The organism is Chitinophaga caeni (genome assembly GCF_002557795.1).
Classification (GTDB): domain Bacteria; phylum Bacteroidota; class Bacteroidia; order Chitinophagales; family Chitinophagaceae; genus Chitinophaga; species Chitinophaga caeni.
On record NZ_CP023777.1, the window covers coordinates 859,679 to 884,309 of the forward strand.

24 protein-coding genes and 1 tRNA gene are annotated in these 24,631 nt (G+C 42.5%); 16 read left to right on the forward strand and 9 right to left on the reverse strand.

Going from position 1 to position 24,631, the window contains the following annotated elements; all coding sequences use genetic code 11:
- Positions 1-23: 23 nt before the first annotated feature.
- Both murA and COR50_RS03545 read right to left on the reverse strand, forming a co-directional pair.
- Positions 24-1,331 (reverse strand): UDP-N-acetylglucosamine 1-carboxyvinyltransferase, encoded by a 1,308-nt coding sequence (gene murA, locus COR50_RS03540; RefSeq protein WP_098192708.1) that lies wholly within the window; start codon positions 1,329-1,331, stop codon positions 24-26.
- Positions 1,328-2,005, reverse strand: a complete 678-nt coding sequence (locus COR50_RS03545; protein ID WP_098192709.1) for a DUF4290 domain-containing protein — start codon at positions 2,003-2,005, stop codon at positions 1,328-1,330. The genes murA and COR50_RS03545 overlap by 4 nt, the downstream gene beginning before the upstream one ends.
- A gap of 244 nt (positions 2,006-2,249) precedes the next feature.
- On the opposite strand from COR50_RS03545, the gene COR50_RS03555 reads away from it, so the two are divergent.
- Entirely contained in the window at positions 2,250-3,035 is a 786-nt protein-coding gene (locus tag COR50_RS03555; RefSeq protein WP_098192711.1) for an SDR family oxidoreductase, read from the forward strand.
- Between the two features lie 62 nt (positions 3,036-3,097).
- Here the strand turns inward: COR50_RS03555 and COR50_RS03560 are convergent, their stop codons facing one another.
- Positions 3,098-4,024: a tryptophan 2,3-dioxygenase family protein gene (locus tag COR50_RS03560; RefSeq protein ID WP_098192712.1), complete on the reverse strand. Its 927-nt coding sequence runs from the start codon at positions 4,022-4,024 to the stop codon at positions 3,098-3,100.
- A gap of 103 nt (positions 4,025-4,127) precedes the next feature.
- The gene (locus COR50_RS03565; protein ID WP_098192713.1) at positions 4,128-4,595 is read right to left on the reverse strand and encodes an Lrp/AsnC ligand binding domain-containing protein; all 468 of its coding nucleotides are present in this window, start codon (positions 4,593-4,595) and stop codon (positions 4,128-4,130) included.
- 188 nt (positions 4,596-4,783) lie between these two features.
- Here COR50_RS03565 and COR50_RS22215 point away from each other — a divergent pair.
- Positions 4,784-4,929, forward strand: a tRNA-Asp gene (locus COR50_RS22215).
- Between the two features lie 78 nt (positions 4,930-5,007).
- Here the strand turns inward: COR50_RS22215 and COR50_RS03570 are convergent.
- Positions 5,008-6,609 (reverse strand): ArnT family glycosyltransferase, encoded by a 1,602-nt coding sequence (locus tag COR50_RS03570; protein ID WP_098192714.1) that lies wholly within the window; start codon positions 6,607-6,609, stop codon positions 5,008-5,010.
- Between the two features lie 156 nt (positions 6,610-6,765).
- Here COR50_RS03570 and trmB point away from each other — a divergent pair, with 156 nt between their 5' ends.
- The 8 genes from trmB to COR50_RS03610 all read left to right on the forward strand — a co-directional run bounded on the left by trmB (position 6,766) and on the right by COR50_RS03610 (position 12,381).
- Positions 6,766-7,473, forward strand: coding sequence for a tRNA (guanosine(46)-N7)-methyltransferase TrmB (trmB, locus tag COR50_RS03575; protein ID WP_098192715.1), 708 nt, complete (start codon positions 6,766-6,768; stop codon positions 7,471-7,473).
- Positions 7,474-7,498: 25 nt separating this feature from the next.
- Positions 7,499-7,636, forward strand: coding sequence for a DUF5522 domain-containing protein (locus COR50_RS22405; RefSeq protein WP_232516361.1), 138 nt, complete (start codon positions 7,499-7,501; stop codon positions 7,634-7,636).
- Positions 7,575-7,958, forward strand: coding sequence for an MGMT family protein (locus tag COR50_RS03585; RefSeq protein WP_232516261.1), 384 nt, complete (start codon positions 7,575-7,577; stop codon positions 7,956-7,958). Before COR50_RS22405 ends, COR50_RS03585 begins: the two co-directional genes overlap by 62 nt.
- Positions 7,955-8,512 carry an IPExxxVDY family protein gene (locus COR50_RS03590; RefSeq protein WP_232516262.1) on the forward strand — a complete coding sequence of 186 codons (558 nt, stop codon included), beginning with the start codon at positions 7,955-7,957 and terminating at the stop codon, positions 8,510-8,512. The genes COR50_RS03585 and COR50_RS03590 overlap by 4 nt, the downstream gene beginning before the upstream one ends.
- A 100-nt stretch (positions 8,513-8,612) precedes the next feature.
- A complete protein-coding gene (locus COR50_RS03595; protein ID WP_098192718.1) occupies positions 8,613-8,843 on the forward strand; it encodes a 4a-hydroxytetrahydrobiopterin dehydratase in 231 nt (76 codons plus the stop codon).
- A 20-nt stretch (positions 8,844-8,863) separates the two neighbouring features.
- Positions 8,864-10,924, forward strand: a complete 2,061-nt coding sequence (locus COR50_RS03600; protein ID WP_198405770.1) for a histidine kinase — start codon at positions 8,864-8,866, stop codon at positions 10,922-10,924.
- Between the two features lie 18 nt (positions 10,925-10,942).
- Positions 10,943-11,683, forward strand: coding sequence for a LytR/AlgR family response regulator transcription factor (locus COR50_RS03605; protein ID WP_098192720.1), 741 nt, complete (start codon positions 10,943-10,945; stop codon positions 11,681-11,683).
- An 89-nt stretch (positions 11,684-11,772) separates the two neighbouring features.
- Complete coding sequence (locus COR50_RS03610; protein WP_098192721.1) at positions 11,773-12,381, forward strand: TetR/AcrR family transcriptional regulator; 609 nt, start codon at positions 11,773-11,775, stop codon at positions 12,379-12,381.
- 114 nt (positions 12,382-12,495) lie between these two features.
- Here COR50_RS03610 and rho read toward each other — a convergent pair whose 3' ends face one another.
- The gene (rho, locus tag COR50_RS03615; RefSeq protein ID WP_098196083.1) at positions 12,496-14,202 is read right to left on the reverse strand and encodes a transcription termination factor Rho; all 1,707 of its coding nucleotides are present in this window, start codon (positions 14,200-14,202) and stop codon (positions 12,496-12,498) included.
- A gap of 513 nt (positions 14,203-14,715) precedes the next feature.
- Between rho and asnS the strand changes: the two genes are divergently transcribed.
- The 5 genes from asnS (at position 14,716) to chrA (ending at position 20,444) form a co-directional block, all read left to right on the forward strand.
- On the forward strand, positions 14,716-16,152 hold the full coding sequence (gene asnS, locus COR50_RS03620; RefSeq protein WP_098192722.1) for an asparagine--tRNA ligase: 1,437 nt from the start codon (positions 14,716-14,718) through the stop codon (positions 16,150-16,152).
- A gap of 143 nt (positions 16,153-16,295) precedes the next feature.
- Positions 16,296-16,736: a PepSY-like domain-containing protein gene (locus COR50_RS03625; protein ID WP_098192723.1), complete on the forward strand. Its 441-nt coding sequence runs from the start codon at positions 16,296-16,298 to the stop codon at positions 16,734-16,736.
- 766 nt (positions 16,737-17,502) lie between these two features.
- The gene (locus COR50_RS03630) at positions 17,503-18,018 is read left to right on the forward strand and encodes an ExbD/TolR family protein (RefSeq protein ID WP_157760605.1); all 516 of its coding nucleotides are present in this window, start codon (positions 17,503-17,505) and stop codon (positions 18,016-18,018) included.
- A gap of 117 nt (positions 18,019-18,135) precedes the next feature.
- On the forward strand, positions 18,136-19,092 hold the full coding sequence (locus COR50_RS03635; RefSeq protein WP_098192725.1) for an isopenicillin N synthase family dioxygenase: 957 nt from the start codon (positions 18,136-18,138) through the stop codon (positions 19,090-19,092).
- A gap of 155 nt (positions 19,093-19,247) precedes the next feature.
- Positions 19,248-20,444 carry a chromate efflux transporter gene (chrA, locus tag COR50_RS03640; protein WP_098192726.1) on the forward strand — a complete coding sequence of 399 codons (1,197 nt, stop codon included), beginning with the start codon at positions 19,248-19,250 and terminating at the stop codon, positions 20,442-20,444.
- A gap of 230 nt (positions 20,445-20,674) precedes the next feature.
- On the opposite strand, the gene COR50_RS03645 is transcribed toward chrA, so the two are convergent.
- From COR50_RS03645 to COR50_RS03655, 3 genes are all read right to left on the reverse strand, one after another.
- Positions 20,675-21,760 carry an aldose epimerase family protein gene (locus COR50_RS03645; protein ID WP_232516263.1) on the reverse strand — a complete coding sequence of 362 codons (1,086 nt, stop codon included), beginning with the start codon at positions 21,758-21,760 and terminating at the stop codon, positions 20,675-20,677.
- A gap of 241 nt (positions 21,761-22,001) precedes the next feature.
- Positions 22,002-22,976, reverse strand: coding sequence for a deoxyhypusine synthase family protein (locus COR50_RS03650; protein ID WP_098192728.1), 975 nt, complete (start codon positions 22,974-22,976; stop codon positions 22,002-22,004).
- A 170-nt stretch (positions 22,977-23,146) separates the two neighbouring features.
- Positions 23,147-23,602, reverse strand: coding sequence for a PepSY-like domain-containing protein (locus COR50_RS03655; RefSeq protein ID WP_098192729.1), 456 nt, complete (start codon positions 23,600-23,602; stop codon positions 23,147-23,149).
- Between the two features lie 413 nt (positions 23,603-24,015).
- On the opposite strand from COR50_RS03655, the gene COR50_RS03660 reads away from it, so the two are divergent.
- Positions 24,016-24,612, forward strand: a complete 597-nt coding sequence (locus tag COR50_RS03660) for an acyl carrier protein phosphodiesterase (RefSeq protein ID WP_098192730.1) — start codon at positions 24,016-24,018, stop codon at positions 24,610-24,612.
- Positions 24,613-24,631: the final 19 nt, after the last annotated feature.

A 24,631-nucleotide genomic window follows, 5' to 3' on the forward strand; every position in this document is an offset into this window, starting at 1 on the left:
TTATTGATAGTCAAATTTTTGACTTACACCCTTTTGATATCAGCACCTAAATTCCTCAAGCGTTCATCTATATATTGATAACCGCGATCGATTTGATCAATGTTATGAATCGTGCTTTTCCCTTCTGCACTCAATGCGGCGATTAATAAGCTGACGCCGGCACGGATATCTGGCGATGTCATCGTGATTCCTCTTAGTTCGTGTGTCCTATTCAAGCCAATTACGGCCGCGCGATGTGGATCACAAAGGATAATCTGCGCACCCATATCGATCAATTTATCGACGAAGAACAACCTGCTTTCAAACATCTTCTGGTGCACCAACACGCTGCCTTTCGCTTGTGTTGCTACCACTAAAACGATACTCAAGAGGTCAGGTGTAAAGCCTGGCCAAGGGTGATCGGAAATGGTGAGTATAGAACCGTCGATGAATGTTTGTATTTCGTATTGTTCCTGCGAGGGGATATAAATATCATCTCCCCGGAACTCCATCTGTATGCCTAACTGTTGGAACTTTTCTGGGATAATACCCAGGTGTTGAATCCCGGCATTTTTGATGGTGATCTCACTTTGAGTCATGGCTGCTAAACCGATGAAAGAGCCGATCTCGATCATATCCGGCAACATTGTATGCTCGCATCCACCGAGGTAAGTAACCCCTTCAATGGTCAACAGGTTGGAACCAACGCCGGAGATCTTGGCGCCCATGCCGTTGAGCATCTTACAAAGTTGTTGCAGGTAAGGTTCGCAAGCGGCATTATAAATGGTAGTAGTCCCTTTTGCCATCACTGCCGCCATCACGATATTGGCCGTACCGGTAACTGAAGGTTCGTCCAAAAGCATGTACGCGCCTTTCAGTTGCTCGCTTTCTAACCTGAAATAATTATCGCCCGTTTCGTAAACAAACTTGGCGCCTAATTTTTCAAAACCGATGATATGCGTATCCAACCTGCGGCGGCCGATCTTATCGCCACCCGGTTTTGGAATAAAAGCTTTACCAAACCGGGCCAATAAGGGGCCTGCAAACATCACCGAGCCACGCAGCTTCCCCGTCTTTTTCTTAAACTCGGGAGAATGCATGTACTCGAAATCTACCTCATCAGCCTGGAATTCGCAAACAGAACGGGAAATCCTATTGAGCTTAACGCCCATATCACCTAACAATTCGATCATTAGGTTGACGTCCAAGATATCGGGAATGTTATGGATGACTACTTTTTCGGGTGTCAAAAGAACGGCGCTGATAATTTGCAAGGCTTCATTCTTAGCACCCTGTGGTATAATTTCACCGGAAAGGCGTTGCCCGCCTCTTACTTCGAAAGCGCTACTCACTTGTTCCTATTTTTGTATTTATTATGCTTATTTCCTTTGTTGTTGTTACTACCGCCTTTGAATTTGCTTCCTTGTTGGAAATTCTTGCGCTTGTTGCTGCCGCCTGAACCTGAAGAACGGTAATTATCGCCGCTACTGAAACTTGCGCTGCCCAGGCCGGTTTGATATTGCAACTGGCTGTCCGTGATGGCAGACAATTCAGTCCTAATAGCGTCATCATGAACATTTTCCTTATGCCAGTTAGCATAAGCCAGTTTCATGTAATTGCCGACGCATTGGGTAAAGCCTTCTTTCTTTTCCGGATCTTCTTCTTCTATGGCTTTCTTGATAACCATTTCCAGGTTCTTCCCGATATGCCGGAACTCCGGGTATTTTTTTGGGTACGGTAAAGGATCCGGTTTGGCCTTTAAAGATTCGCGGGTAGGGATGGGGTAAGGGGATTCCACATCCAGTTTAAAATCGGAGATCAAGAATAAATGATCCCATAATTTATGGCGAAAGTCTTCGACATTTCTCAAGTGCGGGTTCAAAGTTCCCATCAACTCTATTAGCGCAAAAGCATTGCGTTGGCGCTGCTCCTTATCTTTGATGGACAGCAGAAATTCTACCATTTTCTGGATATTCCTGCCATACTCCCGCATAATTAAATGATTGCGTGTGGTATTATATTCCATTTGTAGTTATTATAACTATAAAAAATATTAAATTTTTTGCTAAATGCTATTTCTTACGCAGAGGGGACAAATGTAAGCAGGGAAGGAATTCTTTATTTGCCCTAAGGTATATAATAGCCCTGGTAAGGGTGCAGTTTATTAATTGAACTGCAAACTTAACGAAAAATAGCAGAATATTTTCATTTTGCCAATAACCATACCACTTTATTGTAAATTTATTTTTATACTCAAAACTTTTCATACCATGAATTTATCATTGACAGGAAATCATGCGCTGATCTGCGGCAGTTCACAGGGCTTAGGTCTAGCTTCTGCACAAGAAATCGCTTTATTGGGCGCTGATTGTACACTCGTGGCTAGAAATGAAGAAACGTTGAAAACGGCCCTGGCTTCACTTGATACATCGAAAGGACAACAACATCGTTATTTTTCCATCGATTTTTCCAACCTTTCGGCCGTAAAAGAATGGATCCAATCTTTAGTGCAGGAAAAACCGGTACACATCCTGGTCAATAATTCCGGTGGACCTGCCGGCGGGCCAATCACCGGGGCTCAACCTGAAGCCTTTCTCAATGCCTTCCAACAGCATGTGATCGTGAATCAATTATTGGTGCAGGCAGTCATTCCGGGAATGAAATCCAAAAAGTATGGGAGGATTATACAAATAATTTCCACCTCGGTTAAAGCCCCCATTAAAAACCTCGGCGTTTCTAATACCATCCGCGCCGCCGTGGCCAACTGGGCAAAAACTTTAGCCGGGGAATTAGCACCCTACGGGATCACGGTCAACAATGTGCTGCCCGGCTCGATGACTACGGATCGATTATTCAGCTTATTCAAAGCGCAAGCAGCCGCTAGGCAGGTGGGAGAAAAGGAGATCGAGGCCGAATGGCTGAAGGAAATACCGATGGGGAGATTCGGTGATCCAAGGGAGTTTGGCGCCGCCGTTGCTTTCCTAGCCAGCCCGGCCGGGAGCTATATTACGGGGATCAACCTCCCGGTAGATGGTGGACGCAGCCCAAGTTTATAACTAGATAAAAAAAGATCTTGCAAGGATATTACTACCTTGCAAGATCTCGAAATACTTCGGCATCAAATCACGATGTTCTTACCCCAATCATCCAATTCGGCATCTGTCCAAATGTCTTTAAAGAACACGATACGCTTATTTTTAGGAGGTAAATACTGTTGCCAGTTAGTACCACCTGTTGCCGCGATATCTTCCGGCTTTTTATGTAAATAGCGCACGGCAGATTTGTAATGCATCAATGGCCATTTAACATTGATGTTCAAATCATACTCTTTCAGCAGCGGCAGCAAGTTTTGTTGCGCATCCTTGGGCAATTTGGCAAAAGTAGCAGCCATGGTACGGCCTTCATACTTCGTGGCCAGTTCCAGGAACTCGTTCATGTACTTCGCTTCAAATTGACGCAATGTCAGCGTTTTCTTGCCCGTAGCTAATTCCGTAGCTCCTTTACGCCAGTAGATGTGTTCCAACACCGACTTCAAATCTTTCGTATTTACCGCCGGTCTTTCCGATTCATAAACGAGGTTGAGCAGGTCGGTAGAACAGATCTCGATCTTACGGAATTGTCCGCTTTGGAAGCCACTCGCCGGGAGCAATGCCATCCTGAACTGCAAGAATTGGTGTTTGTCCATCCCGTCTACCATGATCTCGAAAGAGTTAATCAGGTTGCGGAAATAATTGTTGATCCGCTTGATTTGGGTGGCAAAAATTTCTTCGGTTGGTTGGTCTGCGAGGCAAATTTGGTCGATGGCTTTCAACACAAGCTTGAAATACAGTTCCGTGATCTGGTGGTAAATAATAAAGATGCTTTCATCGGGGATGGGCGTGCGGGGATGTTGCAGGTTGAGCAATACATCCAGCTGGATGTAATCCCAATAGGTAAGATAATCTGCGTACAGGAGGCCGTCGAGGTACGACGACAGATCTTGGCCCATAGCGGCATACTTTTCTTCCAGCCGCTTGATTTTTTCGGCGATTTCAGTTGTAACCATGGAACAAGATTAAGTAATTAACCTGTAATTACCAATGGTCACAGTTCATAGGCCCGGCAAATACAACCGGGCCATGGAACCTAATATCTTTACCTGGAATAAACTATTCTACTACGTTAATAGTACGGGTGAAGCTTTCTTCGAGGGAGATGAAAGTTTCGGTGCGTTCGATTCCTTTGATTTTTTGCAATTCATCGTGTAATACGCGGCGGAGCTGTGTAATATCTTTACATATGATCTCGGCCCACATGCTATAACTACCGGTTGTATAATTGAGGCGAACAATTTCGGGGATCTTGCGCAAATCACGGGCAACCCCGTCATACAAGGAGCTTTTTTCCAGGTAAATGCCGATAAACGCGATTACATCGTAACCGATCATTTTCAGATCTACCTGTAATTTAGTTCCTTTAGCTATACCCAGTTCTTGCAGCTTCTTCATTCTAACGTGGATCGTACCCCCGGAAACAAATAGCTTCTTACCGAGATCAGCGTATGAAATTTCCGCATTGGTCATCATCTCGCTGATGATCTGTAAATCAAGTTTGTCAATATTCAAATTGTGGCTCATTTTTACAATTTGTTTTTGAATGTTTTAAACCGTTATGCAAATATTTGAAAAATTTCGAAAATTGAAAAATTTTTCTTGAAAAATTTGCAAGAAATAACCAATCTCTTTAGATTTGCATCAGATTCATTGAAAAACGATAGTGATTTCAAAGCAATCATTTCTCACGCACAACGAATCATTATAAAAATTGTGGGGTGATGAAATTGGCAGACATGCCCTCTTGTCTCGGGGGTGTGGAGCATAGGATAAACCTTCGCATAATGGGTTGACCACTAATCTTACTTGTGCCTGGGCTAACTACCACGTGGAGGTTCGACTCCTCCCCCTACAGCCAATTTATCTAAAAGCCTGGGATTATAACATCCCAGGCTTTTTTTATTTTCCGCTAATGTAAGCATTAGCCCCCATATGGTCATCTTTCTAATATTTTTAAATAAGTGGGATCCAAAGCATATACCGGTGCAAACTTAGGATCACCGGGGTTTTGCAATATTAAATAGGGTTTTAGCTCCGCGACGATCGCCATAGACTTTTCATACGCTTCAGGATGCCGGAACTTCACAGCCGGGTCGATTTCGATCGCATCTTCGAGGATATAGACCTTCTTTTGCCCTGCCAAAGTATTACGGATATTCAACTTGGCTTTATCATAATGTTGCTCCAGCGAATAAACGGTTGCCGGCGTATTATAAGCAATATAGTTTAGCTTGCTACCGGCGCCTAGAGACATTACCAAATCGCCCTGCGATGTATGTCCTTCCAGCCACCCGGTTTCGTGGACGATCAAATCGCCGGATTGCTTCCGGATCACTTGATATCCACCGAAAAAATTATGCAGACCGATGCAAAGCAGCATGGCCCAAGGTAAGAATACCCACTTGTCCCGCGGCAATTGCCCCACCCAGGAACTGATCAATAATACCATGGGCAACAACAGCATCGTCCAGGGTTCCGGGGAATTGGGGTCGAGGTATAGCAACATCATCGCGTAAATCCCGATCCATAAAACCAGGATGACCTGTGCAGTTAACAATTTTAACCGTTTCCGTTTCAAGAACACCAGGATCAAAGTTGCCAAGATACTCAGCACGGCCAAAATGGTGGTCACTACGGCAATCTTATTACCGACAGGATTGGAATTAGCGGCATATACTTCTTCCGCGATAATATTTGCCGGGAAACGGTGATGAATAAACCCCGCGACCTTCTCAAATCCATATATAAAACCGGTTGCCAAAATATTGGCCCCGATCACGAAAATGGTAACCAAAGGACTACCGTATGACTGGCTGGCGCCATCTAAAAAGAACTCCCTGAATGTCATATCGCCCGGGAATACGCTGTACACGGAATAATAACCTGCCAAAACAACCAAGAACCCCAAAATACCGTAAGCAAATGTAAATGACCATTGCCGCCTAATCAGCAACCAGAAGGGGAACGCAAAAAACAACGGGATCACGTTTGGCTTGTAAAACAATACGGATACCCCGGCCAGCACGCTGGTGATCAACAACCATTTCCTGGAACCCCGCTCCTTGGTCATACGCCACATACACAGAAAAACGAGGATAGACAATAAATTGGAAATGGCATATACTTCTGCTTCCACGGCATATCTCCAAAAGCCATAGCAGATCATTAATAAAACCGCACCCCAAACCGCGGTAGTTCTCTTTATATTAAATACATTATTCAACGTATAATAGACCAGCACGCAGGTAGCAGCACTACAGGCTGCGCTTACATAACACATGAATTTGTATACATCGGCATGCCAACCAAGCTGCCAGAAGAAAGTATGCGCAGCTTTCAAAAATGGCAAGAATAGTAAATACCTGGATTGGAACAGCCGTTCCCATGAATTATCGCGGACCAGGTACGCATAATAAAATCCATCATCAGCCTCACTGCGGTTACCGGGAAAAGAAAGTAAAATGAAACATAATATTACTCCGAAAACAAGTAAGTATCTCCACCAATTATTTGAGGCCTGGTTACGTATGGGATGCATTCACAATTGTATTTGCGTGTAGCGTGAAGTAAAAGAAATTCAATATAAATTCCTATTTCTATTTGTTAATTACCCATTAATAGCTGCTAATTGGCAAAATGATACCGCGTATACTTGTTTTATAAGTACTGAAATAATTAAGTAATTTTGCGCCCCATGGGACAAAAGAAATTGCAACGATTCGCTGAAATAGAAACGTTCCCCAACGTTTTGATCTACCCTGAAAACATGAAAGGGCGATGGAAGGAACATTTTAAGAACGATCATCCGCTAACCCTGGAGTTGGCTTGCGGGAAAGGCGACTACACCCTTGGTTTAGCCAGGATGTTTCCCGATCGTAATTTTATGGGCGTGGACCTGAAGGGAAACCGCATCTGGAAAGGCGCCAAATCGGCCTTGGATGAAGGTTTGCAAAACGTGGCTTTCTTACGTACCCAGATCGACAAGCTCGATAATTATTTTAATCCCGGCGAAGTAGCCGAAATATGGATCACTTTTCCCGATCCGTTTTTACGTAATTCCAAAGCCAAGAAACGTTTGACGCATCCGAAATTCCTGGGTATATATCAAAAAGTATTAATACCCGGTGCTACCGTAAATCTCAAAACGGATTCACCGGAATTGTATGAATTTACCAAGGAAGTAGTTTCCGTGGTAAATTGCCCTTTATTGGAAGATATTCCGGATGTATATGCCCAACCAGCAATTGAACCCATACTAGATATTAAAACTTTTTACGAAAGAATGCATCTTGCCGATGGCAGAACCATTCGTTTTCTTAAATTTACATTACCGGGTGAACCGATAGATTGGAAAAAAATCAGACTCAGCACCGATGAAAAAGAAACTGGAGGAGGGGATTGACTTTTATTATAACGGCGATGGCCTGATGGTATTGACAGCAAAATTTCACTTGGAAAGAGGGCATTGCTGTGGTAACGGCTGTAAACATTGCCCGTATAATTATGAAAATGTTCCCGAGCCCAAAAAAACAAAGCTCCTCAACGACCGGCAAAAGCAAGGATAAAACCTCCTTCTTTGAAGCCGTATTCGAGGTGGCCAGGAAAATACCGAAAGGTCGCGTTAGTACTTACGGCGCCATTGCGGAAGCAACTGGTTTGCGCATAACGCCGAGGATGGTAGGTTGGGCCATGCATGCCGCAGGTTCGGCAAAACCGAAAGTACCGGCGCATAGGGTTGTGAATAGGTTGGGGGAATTATCGGGCAAAGACCATTTCGAACAGCCCGGTTTAATGCAAGCTTTGTTAGAAGCCGAAGGGCTTACCGTGAAGGATGGCAAAATCCAACAGTTCAAAAAGTTTTACTGGGATCCGAATGAACATAAATGAAAGATAAAGGAAACGGCAGTAATCATCAATTAAAGGTAGTAAAGTATTCATCGACGAGCGGTAATCAGTATACACAACAATACGATAGTATTTATCCACAATCTCCGTATATGTCGGTATTAAAGCTGAAATTGGATCAAGATCAACTAGTAGATGACTTTTTTGAGTCTACTTACTTGGTCGGGATTGTTTCTCCCGTGAGGGATTACCAACTTTGTTGGCAGGTTAACCGTGAGCTGGGATACCGTTTTAAGGTCAACAATACCTTGGAGATTAACCTTACGAAAAATAACCGCCATTTTCACTTTACCGTTTACGAAGACCGGGAAAACATAAAATCCGTATCACACTATTTATATAATAATCATTGCAAGGCCGAATTTTTAATGCCGGAACTAAAACACATTGATTATTTATGGCTGATAAAAGGCAATTATTACCAGGTTGATGATATCAAGAAATTGATTGACCAGGTTCGTAAATTAGAATTCGTCCAGCTTGTTTCTATAGTGGATATAAAGGATTTAAGAAATAGAATGAACCTAATTTTTTAGTATCTTTTCCGTTCGTTTGATAAAGTATTGTATCTTTTTGATATAGATAGTATTTCGAATCCTTTTCCGATGGGATTCCTTCATCCCAAAATAATTCTTTATGTGGCAAGAACAACGAGATCGCTTGTTTCGATCCTTTACGTTCAAGGACTTTAAAGAGGCGTTTGCCTTCATGACCAAGGTGGCTTTGATAGCCGAAAAGATGGATCATCATCCCAATTGGTCGAATGTATATAACAAGGTAGAAATATCTTTATCTACCCACGATGCCGGGGATACTGTAACTGATAAGGATCGGCGCCTCGCGAAAGCGATCGATGAACTGGTTTAATGACTAATATTTCCCTACCTGTGCGATATTTATTCCTCATCTGCTGCTGCTTGGTTTTTGGTCAAATTTCATTGGCCCAGGATACGGTGCGCATAGATGAAGGGCTGCATTACCCGGTAAACCTGCAAGATAATCTTCAAGCAATGGTTGACAGCAGCCACCGGGTCGACGCTACGCAGATCGATGAAAAATTATTCGCCACCCCAGCCGGCATTTTCCATGATGATAAGATCAGGGCTAACGGGAAAAGAGATTACTGGCTCCGTTTTTCTATCCACAACGCTACTGCATCCGAGCTCGATAATTACCTGTTTACTGGTTGGCACGATAAGTTATACTGGTATAAAAAAGATGTTTCAGGAAAATATCAGCTCCTGCAAACTGCCGGGATGATGATGGATCCAACCGGGGTAAGACGATGGGACAACTTCGCGATGCCCGTGCAGGTCCCCCCCGGCGAAACCAGGACTTTCCTGCTACATATCAAAAATTCATTTTATGTCGAGGCCGCTTTTTCACCAACTTTACATAACCCCTTAACGTATCAAAATTTTAAACACCGCGAATATGTAAAATACGATTCCATGACGATCATTTATAATACGATGATCGGCATGTTATTGGCCTTGCTATGCATAACAATTATTAACTATACACAATTGCCGGATAGATCATCCTTATTTTTCGCGGCATACCTTCTCGGGTTAATATTCATGTATGCATTGAGGATAGAGTTCCGGCCCTTCCAATTATCGTATTTCCACCGCTGGCCGATGCTGAAGTACTATGCAGATATCCCCGCCATTTTGTTTTGCTTTTTCATCGTGCACTTACTGTTTGGGAACAGTTTTCTTAGCCTGCGGGAACGTTACCCACTCATGGGTAAGGTATTTAAAATAGCAGCCGTTCTTGCTACGGTTTTATTAATCATTACGGCAAGTTGCATTTATTTCGATCATTTCGATATAGCCGCCAACATTTTTTCATATACATATTTCTCCAGCTTCGTACCATTAGTTATCGTGTTAATTGCGCTAACAAGGAGAACTAAGCACCACCCATTGGCAAGATTTTTTATACTGGGTTCATTATGCCCTTATTTCGTTTCCGTTTACAGCTTCCTTTTCCTTCACCATGCTCCGAATGTAAGCGCGTTACCAGAACTCGCACCATCCCCTGCAACGCTTTCTGCCGGGGTAATATTACAGGCGCTCTTCTTTGCCGCGGGACTGAGCTACAGGAACAAGATGCTGCATCAAGATAAAACTAAGACACAGGAATTATTGATAAAACAATTAAATAAAAATAAATCCTTACAAAGAAAGCTAAACGAACAACTAGAAGAACTCGTAAAAGAACAAACGACAGAAATTCTCAGGAAAAAACAGGAGCTGGAAGAGCAACGTAAATTACAGATGGAGATGGAATACGAGAAGAAGTTCTCTGAAATAGAACTGAAAGCCATCAGGGCACAAATCAACCCCCATTTTATTTTCAACTGCCTCAACTCCATCCAGCTATTCGTGATGCAGAGAGATTACGAATACGCGCAAAAATACCTATCCGATTTCTCTTATCTTATCCGTAAAACCCTGGATTTCTCCCGTAGAAATTTCATCACCCTTTCCGATGAAATAGCTTACCTAAATACTTACCTCGGTTTGGAGAAGATGCGCTTTGAAAATAAAATGGAATACCAGGTCCTGGTGGAAAACAATATACCCATTTCAGAACTGGAAGTCCCCGCGATGTTATTACAACCCTATGTTGAAAACGCTGTAAAACACGGGATGAATAATGAACAGCAGGTTACAGGGATGTTATACATCAGGTTTCATTTGCTTCATAATGATATTTTAGAATGTATAATAGAAGATAATGGTATCGGCATTGAACGAAGCAAAGCAATTCGTAACTTACATTCAAATCACCAATCTTCCGGTTTGGAGATCAGCCATAATAGGGCTGAAATTCTTAATAAGATGTATAATACCGGTATCCAAATTGAAATAATAGATAAAAGTAGCCAAGAAAGTTCATGCACAGGTACATTGGTAAGGATATTGATACCGCAATTATAAGACCCCAATATTGCCAATATGATTAAAGCCATTATTATAGACGATGAACGTAATAGCCGCGATATCATTTCTTTAATGTTAGCTAGGTATTGCCCGCAGATCGAGGTGGTTTCCATGGCCTCCAATTGTAAAGAAGGTATCGAACACATCAAGATTCACCGTCCACAACTGGTTTTTCTTGATCTCGAAATGCCCGATGGCACCGGCTTCGATGTATTGAACGGCGCCTACGATGGTTCTTTCGAAGCTGTTTTCGTAACCGCATTCGAAAAACGTTTCCTGCATGCCATACGCTTTAGCGAGATCGCTTTAATGCTTAAACCGATCGACAAAGAAAGCCTCGTTCAAACTGTCGGCCAAGTTGAAGAAAGGTTGGCCAATAAAATGGAAAGTAAGCGCTATGATGCATTGCTTAAAAATTTCGATCCTCATGCGCCTTATCCCCGTTACCTTATTAGCACACAAGCGGATGGGCAAGAAAATTGTATACCGGTAAATAAGATTGACTATATAGAAAACAACGGGGAATACGCTTTCATACACCTTGCCGATGCCGGCACGATCCGCACTACTAAAAGCTTCCGATATTATGCGGAACTGTTCTCGCACATGGGCTTTTACCAGGTCAATAATACGCAGCTCGTACAACTTTCACATGTCAAAAAACTTGATAGCAGTAATTTTTTACATCTAAAAAGTGGTACAAAATTGGAGGTTACCGATCGTAGAAGGAAAGATTTGATCAGCCAATTAAAATAAATTCCATACAGTTCTGGCAATTATGTAATAACTTTTCAATGAATAATCACATATTTGCAGCTCAACACCTATAACAATTACATACACTTATGGCGGTGCAAGATCAGAAAAGAAAACTTATTATCGATGCAGCGGTCAAACGCTTCCAACGTTACGGTTTAGCTAAAACTACGATGGAAGAGATTGCCAGGGATCTTGATATATCCAAAGGCTCTTTATATTATTATTTCGCTGATAAAGATAGTATTTACGTTGCCGCCATCGAACAGATTGTAAATACCGTTTTTGAAGATATTAGCGCTTTCACGAAAACAACTTCCTCGATGAAAGCCGTACAGGAACGATACCAGATGTTAAAGGAAAAAGTACTGTCCGACTACCATTTCCTATTCGGCATCCACGAATGGATTTCGGATCGCCCTTCATCATTGATGCGGCAAGTAAGCGATTTGGTAGAACAATCGGAAATTCAATTTTTAAGCCAATGGATCGAGAAAGGGCAGGCTTTGGGAGAGGTTTCTAAAGAACATGATCCCGGAAAAGTAGCAATGATACTCGCCGGCACCTTATTCGGAAACTGGGTGGTTTGGTGTAAGAGGCAGGGCAACGAATTGGATCTTCAAAACCGGGAAAAATTGCAGGAGTATATGCAATTGGAAAATACCTTGTTGAATATATTTTTCCGGGGATTGCGATAAAAATCACGGGATGATTTTTGCCCTTATAAACTTATAAATGAGTCATCATAAAACGGGAAGAGACAAGTCATGCCTTGTCTCTTCCCGTGTATAAAGTCATATATAAAACCGATCTTACCGGTTCATCGTTGTCAAGAATTCTTCGTTGCTTCTCGTGCCGCGCATATGCTGCAACATAAATTGCATCGATTCTTCGGTATTCATATCTGCCAAGTGATTGCGCAGGATATGAACACGGGATAACACCTCTCTATCCAACAGTAAGTCATCCCTACGGGTAGAAGAAGCTACCACATCAATAGCAGGGAAGATACGCCTGTTAGCTAAGCGGCGATCCAATTGCAATTCCATGTTACCGGTACCTTTAAACTCTTCGAAGATCACCTCATCCATTTTGGAGCCGGTGTCAATCAAGGCTGTAGCCAGTATGGTAAGGGAACCACCGTTTTCGATCTTACGGGCAGCGCCGAAGAATTGTTTCGGTTTCTGCATCGCGTTAGCTTCCACACCACCGCTCAATACTTTACCGGAAGCAGGAGCCACGGTATTGTGGGCACGTGCCAGGCGGGTGATGGAATCTAATAAGATCACAACATCGTGGCCGCATTCTACCAACCGTTTTGCTTTTTGCAAGGCGATAGCAGATACTTTTACGTGTTTTTCAGCCGGTTCATCGAAAGTAGAAGCGATCACTTCCGCTTTGACGCTACGCTCCATATCGGTTACCTCTTCAGGACGCTCATCGATCAAAACCACCATCAGGTAAACTTCGGGGTGGTTGGTAGCGATCGCGTTAGCCACTTCTTTCAGCAACATGGTTTTACCAACTTTCGGTTGCGCTACGATCAAACCACGTTGCCCTTTACCGATCGGGGTAAACAGGTCCATGATACGGGTTGAGTAGTTATTTTGAGTAGTGGTAAGCGTGAATTTTTCGAATGGGAACAGCGGTGTTAAGTAATCGAAAGGAACGCGGTCGCGCACTTCATCCGGGCGTTTGCCATTGATGGTTTCCACTTTCAGTAAGGCGAAATATTTTTCACCTTCTTTGGGTGGGCGAACAGCGCCTTTCACCGTATCCCCGGTCTTCAAACCGAATAATTTGATTTGGGAAGGAGATACGTAAATATCGTCTGGGGAACTGAGGTAATTGTAATCGGAGGAACGTAAGAACCCATAGCCATCAGGCATCATTTCCAATACGCCTTCACTAACGATTACGCCGTCAAATTCAATATTAAAAGAGGATTCCCTTTTTCCAAATTTTTGCTTTTGTTGAGCAACCGGTTCTTCCACCGGGCTAGCCTCTTCTGTCGCGGCAGGAAGATCTTCGAAAGCCGAAAGATCTACGATCGGTTCATCATCTTCTTCCTCCTCTACTTCTTCCACGGCTTCTTCTTCACCCGTGAGGGCCGGCAAAATGATATCTTCATCGTCATCAAAAGTCAGGGAAGGTATATCAAGATCGATATCGAGGTCTAACACGCGTTTTTTAGGTGCTTCGCTAGCTTTGGTTTCCTTTTTTTCTTTCTCCTCTTCCTTAGCAGCAGTTTTGCTGGCAGCAGGCTTACGTCCTCTTTTGGGTTTTTCTTCCTCTTCCGTAGCGGGTTGTTCTTCTTTCTTCGTTGTTGTTTTACGCTTCCTGGTCTTTTTCTCTTCACCTTCCTGCTGATCTTCAGAAGCCATTACTGCTTGTTTATCAAGGATTTTGTAGATTAAGGATTGCTTATCAAGTTTCTTCGCGTTTGGAATGTCGATTTTTTCTGCTATATCAAGCAGTTCAGGAACGAGCATGTCGTTCAGTTGTAAGATGTCGTACATCATCTGAGTTGTCAAATTTTAGAAGTATTGTGAGGCGGGTACCACAGCATACCAACATCCACCAATTATGAATAATTGTTTTCCTTCAATTAAAAAAGTTTGGTCATTAAATTTAGTAGGGATCACTTGAGTTAAGGACTGCTGATGAAGATGGCAAAAGAAACATTACTTAATCAGGCAGATTAGAGCACAAGATTAAAACAAGTTTTAGATTTATCCAAAAAAATATTATACGAACAAGCTCCACCTTTCTATAATTAACATTTTTTTGGACTATATTGTTGGAATCAGTGCTGATTAACTCGAGTTGGTAGTATATTATGGCTATTTGCTTAGCTTTTTATACCCCTCGGAAACTGTGGGTTTCCTTTTTTGATCGCGGGTTACCTGCAAATATAGCAATTTCTAGGCCAATTTAACAAATTTCTTCGCTTTTTCGTCGTAACTCCTACTATTACAATAGTTGAGATTTGCTATTTTTGCAGTCCTTAAAACTTTTATAAAACTTTATTTATGAGCCAAAGAGTTAAGATTAAACAGCTCCTGAGCAATGAAGCTGTGCAGTATGAAACAACGGTTAAGGGTTGGGTGCGCACTTTCCGCAGCAACCGGTTTATAGCGTTAAATGATGGCTCTACTAATAATAATTTGCAAATCGTAGTAGATTTTGAAAATATGGATCCTGCCACTTTGAAAAGGATCACCACGGGCGCTGCCATCAGCGCTACCGGTACCATCGTTCCTTCCCTCGGCTCCGGCCAAAAGGTGGAAATGCAGGCCAAAAACATTGAAATCCTGGGCGATAGCGACCCGGAAACATACCCGCTACAACCCAAGAAACACAGCCTTGAATTTTTAAGGGAAATCGCCCACCTCAGGTTCCGTACCGCTACTTTCGGCGCCGTGTTCCGCGTGCGGCACACCCTCGCTTACGCTGTGCATAAGTTCTTTAACGACAAGGGTTTTGTTTATTTACATACCCCTATCGTAACGGCATCCGATGCCGAAGGTGCAGGGGAGATGTTCCGCGTCACCACCCTCGATCCCATCAACCCGCCACTTACCGATGAAGGACAGGTTGACTTCAAGGAAGATTTCTTCGGCCGCGCTACCAACTTAACGGTTTCCGGGCAACTCGAAGGTGAGCTGGGCGCCATGGCTCTCAGCGATATATACACATTCGGCCCCACTTTCCGCGCAGAAAATTCCAACACCGCGAGGCACTTGGCCGAATTCTGGATGATAGAACCGGAAATGGCGTTTTACGACCTCGAGGACAATATGAACCTCGCTGAAGAATTTATCAAGTTCGTTGTCGGTTACGCCTTGGAACACAACCGCGATGACATCGAGTTCTTAGCTCAGCGTTTGGTAGAAGAAGAAAAACAAAAACCGCAGGCAGAACGCAGCGAGATGGGGTTGGTAGAAAAACTGGAATTTGTATTACACAACCAGTTCGAAAGAATTACTTATACCCAGGCAATTGATATCCTGAAAAATAGCAAGCCTAACAAAAATAAAAAATTCCAATACCCGGTAAACGATTGGGGTACGGACTTGCAAAGTGAACACGAACGTTACCTGGTCGAAAAACATTTCAAAAAACCGGTAATTATCACGGACTATCCAGCGGCTATCAAATCATTTTACATGAAACAAAATGATGATGGTAATACGGTTCGCGCTATGGACATCCTGTTCCCAGGCATCGGTGAAATCGTAGGCGGCTCACAAAGGGAAGAGAATTATGATAAACTGGTTGCCAAAATGGAAGCATTGAATCTCCCGGTTGAGGAAATGTATTGGTATCTCGACACCCGCAGGTTCGGATCTGCCGTACATAGCGGCTTCGGGCTAGGTTTCGAAAGGCTGATCTTGTTCGTTACCGGAATGACTAACATCCGCGACGTAATACCTTTCCCCAGGACGCCAAAAAATGCAGAATTTTAAGCTATAAGTCAGTATAAAATTTTAATTTTACCCCGTATGGATTCTCCAGTACGGGGTATTTTTTTATCCCTTATTTTATAGGCACTCATCCCGGTCGGAGCGAAAAATACTAGCTTTTTTTCACACCTTACAACCTGTTGACGATGAAACAATTGTTTTATACCCTCTTGATATGTTTGGGCATCGTTATCCCCGCAACAGCCCAACAAAATAAAAATAAGGTACCCAGTGAAATCGTGCAAAATTTCACGGAGAAGTACCCGGATGTAAAACCCGGTAAATGGGAAAGCATCACCTACAACCGCTGGCAAGTTTCTTTCCGCCAAGACAATAAGCGCAAACTTGCCCGTTTTAACCAGTCCGGCGAATGGATGGAAGAGGAATATACCATCTCTGCAAAGGATTTGCCCCCGGCAGTACAAACTGCCATCGACCGGCAACATACCGGCGATGTATTGAAAAACGCCGCTAAAATTAACTCCGCCTTACACAATATTTATTATAAACTCACCTTCCAAGAAAAGAAAAAAATTATTACAAACCTTTATACACCCAGCGGCGAATTGTTTACTATATTAATGTGATGCTTTTATTGATATATTGAATGAATCACCCGGGGTTGACATAATATTTTTGTAATCAACATTGTGCTGCTATCCAACAGTAGTTGCGACGCTCCGTTCATCTCCCCCATACTATTTAGCATTAAATCGATATGACCAAAAGAACAGGGAACTGATCCGCATTCTGCATGCCGTTTGTTTGTTTAGATACAATAATGCAGTAATCTACACGCTTATAATTCAGCGGCATATAAACATATTTTTCTGCCAAACCTTCCACAGTTCAACATTTAAAAAGAATCATTGTTATCCGACTAAAATTGCATCCAATTTACTTGAATTCCTTACCTGGTCAAGGATATAAGCGAATGATGATCTATTCAGCCCCGCCAAGAATACCGTGTATCTACGCACTGTTAATAGCGAACGGTAGCTGGTCCATACAGTAGTACAAAAGCTGGATCGAGCGATCAAATTGGCGGCCGTAATGGCCAATTTGTGCCCTTTTTTGGTGCTTTTTTGGGCAAGCAAAAAAGTACAAGAAACGAGCAGATGAACATTGAATCGAACTATTGAGGGATCAAAAGTTCTCACGGTTTAAATTTAGTCGGACAATAATGAAAAAGAAAAAAATTTCAAGCTTATTTATGGAATCTTGAAAAGATCAACATCTATATAGCATAGAAAAGGATGACAAGTATACAATGTGTGTGTACCAATGGAACAGCGATGGGTATCGTTCCCATCGCTGGAATTTAAATCCGTTTTTCAACCAAAAACCTTAGCTATGGCTGAAATAAATCAACACCCATCCCTCGATGGGAATAGTAAAAACAGGAGCAAGAAACATTCAACAAGGGTTGATATGACGCCGATGGTTGACCTTGGTTTTTTGCTGATTACCTTCTTTATGCTCACGGCAATGTTGGCAAAACCTAGGACTATGAATCTTGTAATGCCCGCCGATGGGCCACCCATGCCGATATCTTCCAGCAAATCATTAACAGTCATCTTGGCCGATCAACACAAAGTTTATTATTACGAAGGAGAAAATATCGAACAAATACAGGAAACCAATTTCAGTCCGGCGAAAGGAATCGGGGAAGTTTTAAGATGGAAAAAGAAACTGGTAGCCGATAAATACGGAGATGCATCTTCACTAATGGTCATCATAAAACCAACCGATCAATCCGTTTACAAAGACTATATTGACATAATGGATGAAATATCAATTAATGATATAAGAAAATACGCTACCGTAAAAATAGATTCTATTGAAATTGCTTTACTACAAAACAAGTAACCTAACTATTGTTGTAACTCCACTAAGCAAACACGATACAGCAGCCTTCTTTTGTGGGCTGCTGTTTTGATTGGATACTTTGAAAAGCCGTATCTTTATTATTCCAAAATAAATATTATGGCTAATGTTAATTCAATCCCAACGGTAGATCTCTCCCTATTCACCAGCGGAGATGCGCAGCAAAAAGCAGCATTTGTACAACAACTTGGAAAAGCCTACGAAGAAGTAGGTTTCGTGGCCGTTAAAAATCATGGCATCCCCGATGCATTGATAGAACAATTGTATAAACATGTCCAAGAATTTTTTTCGCTGCCATTCGATGTAAAAGAACAATATGAAATTCCGGAGCTTGCGGGCCAAAGAGGCTATACATCTTTCGGTAAAGAACACGCCAAGGGTTTCGATGCCCCGGATCTGAAAGAATTTTTCCAATTTGGACAAACCGTGATTGACAGTGATCCTATTCAATCCGAATACCCTAATAATGTTCAAGTGCGGGAAGTCCCCAAGTTTTCACCGACCATGGAAGAAGCTTACCGTTACTTCGAAAGATCGGGGAAATCATTATTACAAGCCATCGCTATCTACTTGGGCTTGGATCAATATTATTTCGATGATAAAATACATAATGGGAATTCCATTTTAAGAGCAATACATTACCCTCCCATTACTCAAGAACCAAAATCCGCTATCCGCGCTGAACAGCATGAAGATATTAACCTGATTACATTATTGGTAGGCGCCTCTGCCGATGGGCTCGAAATTTTGGACAAACAAGATCACTGGGTGCCGGTTACATCCTTACCGGAACAGATCGTGGTGAACGTTGGCGATATGCTACAAAGGCTCACCAATAACCGCCTGAAAAGTACCACGCACCGGGTGGTAAATCCACCCAGGGAAAAGTGGGGCACATCCCGTTTTTCCATTCCATTCTTTTTACATCCCAAGTCCGAAATGGATCTCAGCAGCCTGCAAAGCTGCATATCTGAAAATAACCCATTGCAATACGAACCTATCACAGCTGGAGCATACCTCGATGAACGGTTAAGGGAAATCGGCCTGAAGAAATAAGAAATTGTATTTCAATATAGGTTCCCGGTTTTGTTTAAATTCTAATTGAACAAAACCGGGAAATCATGATACTCGTCAATTTGTGGCCCCTTTAGATGAAAATCCGCGTACAATTACTTATTTTCGGCTGATAGAACCTTATAACTGAGTAAAATTTGTTTCTAAGACACCTTACTTTCTTGCGAGCTGTTTTGTTGCACAGCATCTCTGCCTATGGAGGTCCGCAGGGGCACCTGGCAATGATGATGAAAACTTTCGTGCAACAACGCAAGGATGTTACGGAAAAGGAACTGATGGAATATACAGCCTTTTGCCAGCTACTACCGGGTGCATCATCTTCCCAAACCTTAACGTTAATCGGTTATAAAAGGGGCGGCATACCCTTGGCAATAGTCACGCTATTGATCTGGATTTCACCCGCCTGCTTATTAATGGGTTCCCTTAGCTTTTTACTACAATATTTCGACAAGCAAGCTTTACATCAAGATATTTTCAAGTACGTGCAGCCAATGGCGGTAGGTTTCCTATTATTCGGCGGTATCAAAGCGTACAAGATCAGCGTAAAAAACATCGCTACATTTTTTATTGCAATTTTTTCCCTGGTCATTGCATTATTCTTTAAATCACCTTGGACGTTTCCTGCCTTGATCATCATCGGTGGGGTCATTTCCAATTTCTCTAATAAAAGGATCCCCGATTTAGAGGAGAAACCGAAAAAGATCCAATGGAACAATCTATGGTTGTTCGCATTAATCTTCATCCTCGCGGGTGTCTTATCGGAAGTAGCGCGTACGAATGATTGGATCACCAGGAGACCGTTCAACCTTTTTGAGAACTTTTACCGTTTCGGCAGCCTTGTATTCGGCGGCGGCGATGTACTCATCGCGATGATGTTGGAACAGTATGTATCGCGCGAGAAAACACAATATTTATCTGCTGAAGAATTATTGACCGGTGTCGGTATTATGCGGGCAATTCCCGGGCCTACATTTTCGGTAACTGCGTATGTAGGTGGTATGGTTATGCGCAACTTCGGAACAGGTTACCAGTTATTGGGTTGTATGATTGCACCGGTAGCCATCTTTTTACCAAGCTTATTGTTAGTACTGTTTTTCTTCCCGATCTGGCAAAACCTGAAGAAACACGTTGTGATTTACCGGGCATTAGAAGGTATTAATGCCGTAGTGGTTGGCTTAATGTGGTCGGCTACCTTCATCTTCATCTCGGCAATCACGATGAATTGGTACAACATAGCCTTCATGTTAGGCGCCCTGCTGATCTTACTTTACACCAAGATTCCTTCCCCGGTTATCGTGTTGGCCTGCATCCTTTTGGGCTGGTTGTGTAAATGATCTTGAAATTTTCAAATGAGCCTATCCAAAAACCTACTTGGTTCTAGCTTCGAAGCAACAAGTATTCGAAACCCGGGCGCGTTTTTTGTCAATCCTTTCCCAAAATACCCAAAACATTTGCTGGTTCGAGCTTCCAAGCTCGCACCCACGAACAATTGAGGTCATTTTCCGAAAATTAAGATAAAAGGCATTCAACAACCAGATGCATCCAGTCCGCTCCGCGCATAATATTATTTAGCCGAAAAACGGTATTCACAAGTATGCGTATATGTTTGCCCTGGCTCTAACCTTGTACTTGGGAAATTAGGTTGATTAGGCGTGTTAGGAAAATGCTGAGTTTCCATGCAGAAAGCTTCCCTGAAGCGGTATGCTTTATGTAGCTTCCCTGTGTCTGCACCGGTTTGAAAGTTGCCGGTATAAAATTGCAAACCCGGCTCGGTTGTCCATACTTCCATGGTTCTCCCGCTTTTAGGCTCGTAAACGGTTGCAGCTAATGATAGATTTCCCTGTTGATTATTTAATACCCAGTTATGATCATAACCTTTTCCGAAACGGACCTGGTCAAAAGTACTATCCAATGCATCCGAAATTTTAGTAGGGTTGGTGAAATCCATCGGCGTATTTTTTACCGGTGCAATGATGCCAGTAGGAATAAATTCGTCATCTATAGGCGTGTACTTATCGGCATTTATCGTTACGATATGATCTTCTATGCTGCCATTTCCCGCGCCGTGCAAGTTAAAGAAGGAATGATGGCTCAGATTCACCTGCGTTGGTTTATCGGTGATGGCTTTATAATGAATCCTGAAGATATTATTCTCAGTTAGGGTATAAACCATCGTTACATCCAGGTTCCCGGGGAAGCCCTCTTCACCATCGATGGAGCGGTAATGAAATACGAGGCTGCTGCTATCTGGCTGGCTCACTTCCCAAACAACGCTATTGAAGCCACTTTTGCCGCCGTGCAAAGTATTATTACCATTATTAGAATACAGGTGATAGGTTTTACCATCCATGGTAAATTTACTTTTGCCTATTCGGTTGGCAAACCTTCCTACAACACCTCCATAATATTTTTCCGCGGCATTAAAGTACCCTCCAATATGATCAAAGCCCAATACGACATCTTCCGGCAAGCCATTTTTGTCCGGCACTAACAAGGATACTACCTTGGCGCCGTAGTTGGTCACCGCCATCTTCATCCCGTGCGAATTTCGCAAGAAATACAAGGCAACGGGATTGCCACCTATCGTCGTATCAAACTTCTTAGCATCCAGCATAAAAGAATCGTAAGCAGGGGCTAGTGAATCTTGCATACCAGTACCCGTATTCTTAGAGCTGGGAGAATTTTGGCAGGCTAAAAATACAAGGCTGCATATTGCTACAAAAAGTGAGGAACGTATCATTAGACTTTGGCTTTAAATTAAATTCAAAATGATGCGGAGTATTTACCCGCCTTGAAAACTACAAAAAAAATCCAAAAATGTACCCTATATAAAAAAAACGGTCGACCAACTTACCCGTGGCCGACCGTAATACATATGATCAAGGATTGAATTACCAACCCAATAAATAAGCGAAAATCAAAGGTGCAACGATGGTTGCATCAGATTCAACGATAAACTTAGGCGTATCGATATCTAATTTACCCCAGGTGATTTTTTCGTTGGGAACAGCGCCGCTGTAAGAACCATAAGAAGTGGTAGAATCAGAAATCTGGCAGAAATAACTCCAGAAAGGAACATCTTTCCATTCCAAATCTTGGTACATCATCGGCACAACGCAGATCGGGAAGTCACCGGCGATGCCACCACCAATTTGGAAGAAGCCGACACCTTTACCGGCCGAGTTGGCGCGGTACCATTCGGTTAAAAACATCATGTATTCGATACCGCTTTTCATGGTAGCCGTTTTCAGCTCGCCCTTGATGCAGTAGGAAGCGAAGATATTACCCATGGTAGAATCTTCCCATCCCGGCACGATGATCGGAATATTTTTCTCGGCAGCGGCCAGCATCCAGCTATTCTTTGGATCGATCTCGTAATTTTCTTTCATTACGCCGCTTAAGAGCAATTTATACATGTACTCATGCGGGAAATACCTCTCACCTTTATCATCGGCATCTTTCCATATTTTATAAATATGTTTTTGTATGCGGCGGAATGCTTCTTCTTCAGGGATACAAGTATCTGTAACGCGGTTAAACCCTTGTTCTAATAATTCCCATTCTTCCTTCGGGCTAAGATCACGGTAATGGGGCACCCTTTTATAATGCGTATGGGCAACGAGATTCATGATATCTTCTTCCAGGTTAGCGCCCGTGCAAGAGATGATATCAACTTTTCCGGCGCGGATCATTTCCGCGAAAGAAATCCCCAATTCGGCGGTACTCATGGCACCGGCGAGGGTTACCATCATTTTACCACCTTCCAGCAAGTGAGTTTCATAACCCTTAGCAGCATCCACCAAGGCCGCGGCATTGAAATGGCGGTAATGATGTTGGATAAATTGAGAAACAGGTCCCTTATTCATGATTTACAAGTATTTTATATAAATGCTTAAGACCGCAAAGTTAAGGGAATGTCGGGATATTGGGCAGGTGATTTAAAAGCTTAAAACGCATAAAAAAATCCCGGCATATGAAATACCGGGATTCAATTAACAGTTTAATTCAGTTTTAACACATACACATCTAGTAGTTGTTAAGCCTTACGCAATTTTTGCATAATGCTCAAAGCCCCACCCGGATGCGCTTTTACAACTTTCCATTGAGTTGTATTTTCTAACGTAATTACATAGCTGACTTGACCGGACACCGTATATTCTACGATGTTCCTAATGTTTTCATTAGGGTAACGGTTCATGAGCCTGGTGATAACAGGCAATGGAAGATCGCTATCAGAAATGTAGCGGGAGGTAGCCAACAAATTACCATGCTTATCGAAATGCGCGGTAACTTTGGTTTCCTTAATAGTGAAGCGAGCAACATAACTATCTTTGCTGTCGCTGGTGTACCAGGTTACATCGGAGGCACCCACGAATTCTTCGTTGAATGTATCCATTACCTTCTGGTTACTAATAGACTTGCTATCCTTGGCAAAAGTTGAATTTGCGATCAATAGGGTAGCAATACTTAAAATGGCGATTAGTTTTTTCATGGCGGAAAAATTTTTTGTTTCGCATAATTTTATTGCTGATACAAAAGTAGTACGTGTTGTGACGGGCGGCAAGAAATACTGTAAGAGTGGCGGAGCATGATTAATTGAGTGTTAAGCGTGTTATCACACTTATAAAAAAAGGGGGTAAAAAGCTCCCCAAAACACTTACTGGAAGCAGTGTTGCGCGGAATTAAAAATAGTTTCAAAATGCCCCGTTAAGCTTTTGTTAAACTCAAAATCTGGTACCATTGGTAAAGGGGTATTAAGGTGTTACAAAAGCGGACACTATTGTTCATTTTTATACCCTCACCATCAAATTATCTTATATTTGAAAATAGCTTCCGGGAATCATTGTCATAACAATTACCTCCGAAATCTAGCATGTGTAAGGACTAATAATAGAAACGTTTCAAATGAATTACCTGGCCCACGCTTACTTATCTTATCATGATCCCGCTATAATGACGGGAAACTTCATCGCGGATTTCGTAAAAGGAAAAAATTGGATGAAATTCAGCCCCGCTATACAACAAGGCATCTTGTTGCACAGGGCTATAGATGAGTTTACGGATCATCATAAAGCGACTCTCGCTGCCAAGGAATTTTTCAAGCCGGTAGTTGGCTTGTATAGCGGTGTATTTACCGATATCCTGTTCGATCATTTCTTAGCGAATGATGCCACGCGGTTCCCGGGCAAGGAGCTCCAAGAATTTGCACAAGAAGCTTATAACGTCTTAAATACACACCAACCAATACTCCCTGCTGCCTTTGAAAGGATTTTCTTTTATATGCAACGGGAGAACTGGCTGGTCGGATACGGAACAAGGCAAGGTATTTTTCAAACTTTTAAAGGTGTTAGCCGGAGAGCCAAATATCTTACAGTACCCCCTGAAAAAACATTCGCTGTATTCGAAGCAAATTATTATGCCCTGGGAGATCAATATAAAATGCTTTTCCCCGAAATGGAAGATTTTGTTAAAATCTATGCCAGTCAGCATTTTAGCAAATAATTTGTTATTTTAGATTGCT